The 5,204-nt window shown below is 69.2% G+C and carries 7 protein-coding genes, 1 tRNA gene and 1 pseudogene; 4 read left to right on the forward strand and 5 right to left on the reverse strand.

Annotated elements, in window-relative coordinates:
- Nucleotides 1–41 precede the first annotated feature (41 nt).
- From VGJ24_RS15035 to VGJ24_RS15045, 3 genes are read left to right on the forward strand one after another with little or no spacing between them, the layout of a single operon-like run.
- Nucleotides 42–926: a hypothetical protein gene (locus VGJ24_RS15035; protein ID WP_331501448.1), complete on the forward strand. Its 885-nt coding sequence runs from the start codon at nucleotides 42–44 to the stop codon at nucleotides 924–926.
- The gene (locus VGJ24_RS15040) at nucleotides 923–1,402 is read left to right on the forward strand and encodes a hypothetical protein (protein WP_331501449.1); all 480 of its coding nucleotides are present in this window, start codon (nucleotides 923–925) and stop codon (nucleotides 1,400–1,402) included. Before VGJ24_RS15035 ends, VGJ24_RS15040 begins: the two co-directional genes overlap by 4 nt.
- Complete coding sequence (locus VGJ24_RS15045) at nucleotides 1,294–1,977, forward strand: DUF6221 family protein (RefSeq protein WP_331501450.1); 684 nt, start codon at nucleotides 1,294–1,296, stop codon at nucleotides 1,975–1,977. Before VGJ24_RS15040 ends, VGJ24_RS15045 begins: the two co-directional genes overlap by 109 nt.
- A 14-nt stretch (nucleotides 1,978–1,991) precedes the next feature.
- On the opposite strand, the pseudogene VGJ24_RS15050 reads toward VGJ24_RS15045, so the two are convergent.
- The 3 genes and pseudogenes from VGJ24_RS15050 to VGJ24_RS15060 all read right to left on the reverse strand — a co-directional run bounded on the left by VGJ24_RS15050 (nucleotide 1,992) and on the right by VGJ24_RS15060 (nucleotide 3,497).
- Nucleotides 1,992–2,395, reverse strand: a pseudogene (locus tag VGJ24_RS15050) (arsenate reductase ArsC).
- Nucleotides 2,392–3,066 (reverse strand): aquaporin, encoded by a 675-nt coding sequence (locus VGJ24_RS15055; protein WP_331501451.1) that lies wholly within the window; start codon nucleotides 3,064–3,066, stop codon nucleotides 2,392–2,394. Before VGJ24_RS15055 ends, VGJ24_RS15050 begins: the two are co-directional and overlap by 4 nt.
- Nucleotides 3,063–3,497: a metalloregulator ArsR/SmtB family transcription factor gene (locus VGJ24_RS15060; protein ID WP_331501452.1), complete on the reverse strand. Its 435-nt coding sequence runs from the start codon at nucleotides 3,495–3,497 to the stop codon at nucleotides 3,063–3,065. The genes VGJ24_RS15055 and VGJ24_RS15060 overlap by 4 nt, the downstream gene beginning before the upstream one ends.
- A gap of 83 nt (nucleotides 3,498–3,580) precedes the next feature.
- Between VGJ24_RS15060 and VGJ24_RS15065 the strand changes: the two genes are divergently transcribed.
- Nucleotides 3,581–4,228: a DUF4389 domain-containing protein gene (locus VGJ24_RS15065; protein ID WP_331501453.1), complete on the forward strand. Its 648-nt coding sequence runs from the start codon at nucleotides 3,581–3,583 to the stop codon at nucleotides 4,226–4,228.
- Nucleotides 4,229–4,247: 19 nt separating this feature from the next.
- Here VGJ24_RS15065 and VGJ24_RS15070 read toward each other — a convergent pair.
- Nucleotides 4,248–4,321: transfer RNA gene (locus VGJ24_RS15070), tRNA-Arg, on the reverse strand.
- Between the two features lie 39 nt (nucleotides 4,322–4,360).
- Nucleotides 4,361–5,204, reverse strand: an 844-nt coding sequence (locus VGJ24_RS15075) for a M24B family metallopeptidase (RefSeq protein ID WP_331501454.1), incomplete at its 5' end; no start/stop codon positions are given.

Genomic DNA, 5,204 nt, shown 5'->3' on the forward strand with positions numbered 1-5,204 from the left:
TGGGCGGTCGGTCTGTCGGTGGGTCATGCCAGAGTGACCACATGGATGTGGTGGAGGTTGACGAGCTGTCGGGCGGTGAGCTGCTCGACCATGCCGCCGACCTCGCGGACACCCAACACCGGTGCGAGATCGGGATCCTCCAGGCCGCCGTGCAGCATGCCTACCTCCACCACCGCGACCGGCTCGACCCGGCCGAGTCCGGCAGGCCTGGCCGGGAGCGGTCCCGGCGCCTCGGCGGCGCGGGCACGCCGGAGGTCACCGAGTTCGCGGCCGCCGAGCTCGCCGCACGCCTGGGGATGTCCACGATCTCCGCGGGCCTGCTGATGGCCGACGGCCTGGACCTCCACCGCCTGCCGCAGCTGTGGCATGGCGTCGAGGCCGGTCAGGTGCGGGTCTACCTGGCCCGACTGGTCGCCGGCAAGACCCGCGACCTGACCCCGGAGCAGGCGGCCTACGTCGACTCCCGGGTCGCGACCTATGCCGACGGCCGGCTGACCTGGACCCGGTTCCAGGCCCTGCTCGAGGCGGTGGTGGCCGCCGCCGACCCCGAGGCCACCGCCGAACGGGAACGGAACGCCGCCCAGCACCAGTGCGCCCGCCCCACCCGCGGCCAGGAGAACGAGCACGGGCTGCGCGGCTTCTACATCCGCGCCCCGTTCACCACGGTGAGGGTCTTCGACGCCGCCCTGCAGCAGATCGCCGACCTCCCGGCCGACCTCGGCGAGGTCGACGACCTCGACAAACGCCGCGTGAAGGCGCTGCCGGTCCTCTCCCGACCCGACCTCGCCGCCGAGCTGATCGCGGCCTACCAAACCTGGCGCGACCGAACCGACGACCCGCCGACCTGCCCGACCAAGCACCCGACCTCGCCCGCACCGGCGCCAAGCCGGTCATCGACTGGACCACCCTGCTGCCGCAGGTCGTGATCTACGCCCACACCTACCCAGGCACCGACACCGACGGCATCGCCCGGGTCGAGGGCTGCGGCCCGGTGACCGAGACCTGGGTCCGCGATCACCTCGGCCCCCAGGCCCGGTTCACCATCAGGCCGGTCCTCGACCTCGCCGGCCAGGCACCGGTCGACTGCTACCAGATCCCCCAACGACATCGACAGGCCGTGCATCTGATCACGCCGGCCGACACCTTCCCGTACTCCACCAGCCTCCACCCCGACCAGATCGACCACACCGTCCCCTACACACACGGGCCGGACGCGATCGGTGCCGGCCAGTCCCGGGTCGGCAACTACGGGCCACTGTCCACACCCCACCACCGCCTCAAGACCCACGGACGATGGAGGGTCAAGCAACCCTTCCCCGGCATCCACCTCTGGCGAGACCCCCACGGCACCCACTACCTCGTCGACCACACCGGCACCCGAGCCCTCACCCGAGCTGCCTGAGAGTTGGGCAGCCCGACTGTCATCGCACGGGCCAAGGAGGAGTCGCAGGTCGGCCTCGACCGCGGCGCGGCCGCCGACGCGCTGGTCGCCCGCCGCCTGTACGAGTCGCCGTTCACGACAACGCGCCTACACCGTGGCCTGGAAAGACTTTGCCATCGGAGTCTGCCGCCGCCGATGCGGCGGGCATACCCTCTGCTGGTGCGGTGTACGCCGCTGGGGGGCGGACATACGGAGACCCCATGACCGCCGCAATGTTGGAACGACGCCCGCTCGGCAAGCAGGGCCGGGTCAGCCTCACCGACTTCCTCCTGTCACGTATCACCGAGAACGAGGCCAGCGCTTTGTACGCCGGTCGTCATCGTGATCGTGCACTCGCCGAGTGCTGGGCCCAGCGCCAGGTGGTGCACCTGCACGAGGACCCCGTCCACGGGTGCCGCGACGACGGCTGGCCGTGCATGACGCTGCGCATCCTCGCCCTGCCCCACGCCGACCATCACGACTACGACGCCGCGTGGCGTCCGGTGAACACGAGCCTGCGGGTCATGAGCTACGGCCGCCACCGCCGCGGCGCGTAGGCCGGGAAAGCCGCTCAGGTGGTCGGCGCGAGGTCCGCGATGAGAGCCTCCACGCGGCGCTTGATCTCGTCGCGGATCGGACGGACCGCCTCGATCGGCTGACCGGCGGGATCGTCCAGCGTCCAGTCCTCGTACCGCTTTCCCGGGAAGAACGGGCAGGCGTCGCCGCAGCCCATCGTGACCACGACGTCGGACCGCCGTACGGCGTCCGTGGTGAGTACCTGGGGGCGTTCGCCGGTCACGTCGATGCCCTCCTCCCGCATCGCCTCGACCGCGATCGGGTTGACCTGGTCGCGGGCTCGGTCCCCGCCGACAACACCTGGATGCGGTCGCCGGCGAGGTGTTGGAGGTATCCGGCGGCCATCTGGGACCGGCCGGCGTTGTGGATGCAGACGAACAGAACCGTGGGTTTGTTCATGCCGGGTCCTCCGACGGGGCGGGGTGCATGACGCGGATGAAGGCGAACCCCAGTGCTCCACCCAGCACCTGCGTCGCGATGAACATCGGGGCGGAGGCCGGGTCGATCCCGGCGAACGTGTCGGAGAACATGCGCGCGATGGTGACGGCTGGGTTCGCGAAGCTCGTGGAGCTGGTGAACCAGTAGGCGGCAGTGATGTAGCCCCCGACGGCGAAGGCGACGGTGTCGGGGCGTCCGGCCCGGAGGCTGCCGAAGATCACCAGGACGAGCCCGAACGTCGCCACAGCTTCCCCGAGCCACAGCCCGCCGCCGGTTCTGCTCGTGGTGGCGATGCTGACGGGGTCGAGGTCGAACATCAGGTTGGCGACGACGACTCCGACCAGACCGCCGGCGATCTGCGCGACGACCAACGCCACCGCTGTCCTGGTCGTCAGCATCCCGAGGACTCGTTCCACCAGCGTCACAACCGGGTTGAAGGCTGCGGACACGGGTTGGAGGGCGAGGATCAGAGCGACGAGGGCGGCACCGGTGACGAGGCTGTTCTCCAACAGCTGGAGGCCGACATCGTGCGGTGACAGGCGCGAGGCCGCGATCCCGGACCCCACCACGGCCATCACCAGGAACGCCGTACCCAAGCCCTCCGCGAGGACACGGCGACCCAGCAGGGTCACGCCTCCACTCCGCCGATGAGAGCGGCGAGGTCCGCCAGCGCTTCGGGCTTGATCGAGTAGTAGACCCACACGCCGCGCTTGGTCCGGTCGAGGAGACCGACGTCGTGCAGCACCTTCAGGTGGTGGCTGATGGTCGGCTGGGAAAGGTCGAAGGCGTCGTTGAGCTCGCACACACAGGCCTCGCGGTCCTGATGCGATGCCACGAGCGACACGAGTCGAAGGCGCACCGGATCGGCCAGCGCCTTGACAAGGGGAGCGATGCCCTCGGCCCGCTCTGCGGAAAGCGGCTCCTGGGTGAGCGGGGCGCTACACGCCACGGTCTGGACCGGCGTGAGGTCGATCAGAATTCGAGACTTCGACACCCGTCTATGTTGACATCCATCTATGTCTGCCGCAACGGGCGAAACCGCCGTCAGGCAACGGATGGTCATTGCACAAGTCGGCCCGCGGGCACAGCATGGAGAACGACCGAGGCTGTCGTCCGCCTACCAGTCTGCTGAGTTCGGAGAGGTCCATGAGCATGCCTTCGGCACCAACCGCATACCCCGCCCGACTCGAGGTCGACCACTCGGCCCAGTACGACCGGGTGAAGACCCTGTTCCGGATCGTGCTGATCATTCCCATCGCGATCATCTACGGCGTGCTCACGGCCGGCGCGACCCAGACGGCGTACCACGAGGGCGGCCAGGCGGTGACCACCACGAGCGGCGGGATCGCCAGCGGCTTGTTCGTGGCGACGTTGCTGATGATCCTGTTCAGACAGCGCTACCCGCGCTGGTGGTTCGACTTCGCCCGCGAGCTTGCTCGGTTCGGCGCCCGCCTCGGCGCCTACTTCGCGCTGCTCACCGAGAGGTACCCCTCGACGGTCGACGAGCAGGACGTCCACCTCGAGCTCGACTACCCGGACGTCGAGCGTGACCTGAACCGCTGGCTGCCGCTGGTGAAGTGGCTGCTCGCGATCCCGCACTACATCGTCCTTCTGTTCCTCACGGTGGGCGCGTTCTTCGCGGTCGTGTTCGCGTGGTTGGCGATCCTGTTCACCGGGCGCTATCCGCAGGGCCTGTTCGACTACGTGGTCGGCGTCGGCCGCTGGTGGCTGCGGGTCGAGGCCTACGCGTTCCTCCTGGTCACCGACCGGTACCCGCCCTTCTCCCTCAGTTGAGGCGGCGACCCACCCGCAGCGCCCCCGGCAGGACTCGAACCTGCGACCTAGAGATTAGAAGGCTCTTGCTCTATCCAGCTGAGCTACGGGGGCCGGGGACCATTCTGGGGCATCGGGTCCGGCCGGTCCGCGTCAGCGATCAGCCTTGGCGGCCGCCATCCACTCCTCGACGTCGTACGACGTGCGCGGCAGCGAGCCGGACAGGTTCCGCGACCCGTCGGCGGTGACCAGGATGTCGTCCTCGATCCGGATGCCGATGCCCCGCATCTCCTCCGGCACGAGCAGGTCGTCGGCCTGGAAGTACAGCCCCGGCTCGACGGTGAGCACCATGCCCTCGGCCAGCGTGCCCTTGGCATACGACTCCGGCGCCGCATGACCGCAGTCGTGCACGTCCATGCCGAGCATGTGGCTGACACCGTGCAGCGTCCACCGGGCGTAGACCTTGGACTCGGGGTCGAGCGCCTCCTCGGCCGAGCAGGGGAGCAGCTTCAGCGACTCCAGCCCGCGCGCGAGGACGTCCATCGCCGCGTTGTGGGCGGCCACGAACGGCTCTCCGGGCCTCACGGCCCTGATGCCGGCGTCCTGGGCGTTGTACACGAGGTCGTAGAGCTCGCGCTGCAAGGAGGTGTAGGTCCCGTTGATCGGCAGGGTGCGCGTGACGTCGGCGGTGTAGAGGTTGTTGCCTTCCACGCCCATGTCCAGCAACACCATCTCGCCCGGCACGATCCGGCCGGTGTTCTCGATCCAGTGCAGCGTCGTCGCGTGCGAGCCGCCGCCGACGATCGAGTCATAGCCGATGTCGTTGCCCATCGCCCGCGCGCGGCGGAAGAACGTGCCCTCGATCCAGCGCTCGCCGAGCTCGACCGCACGGTCCATCTCGCCCGCTGCGTCGGTGAAGCCGAGGGTGGTGATGTCGCAGGCGGTCTGGAGCTCGCCGACCTCCCACTCGTCCTTGATCAGGCGCATCTCGGAGATC

The sequence above is a fragment of the Nocardioides sp. genome, assembly GCF_036493135.1.
GTDB lineage: Bacteria > Actinomycetota > Actinomycetes > Propionibacteriales > Nocardioidaceae > Nocardioides.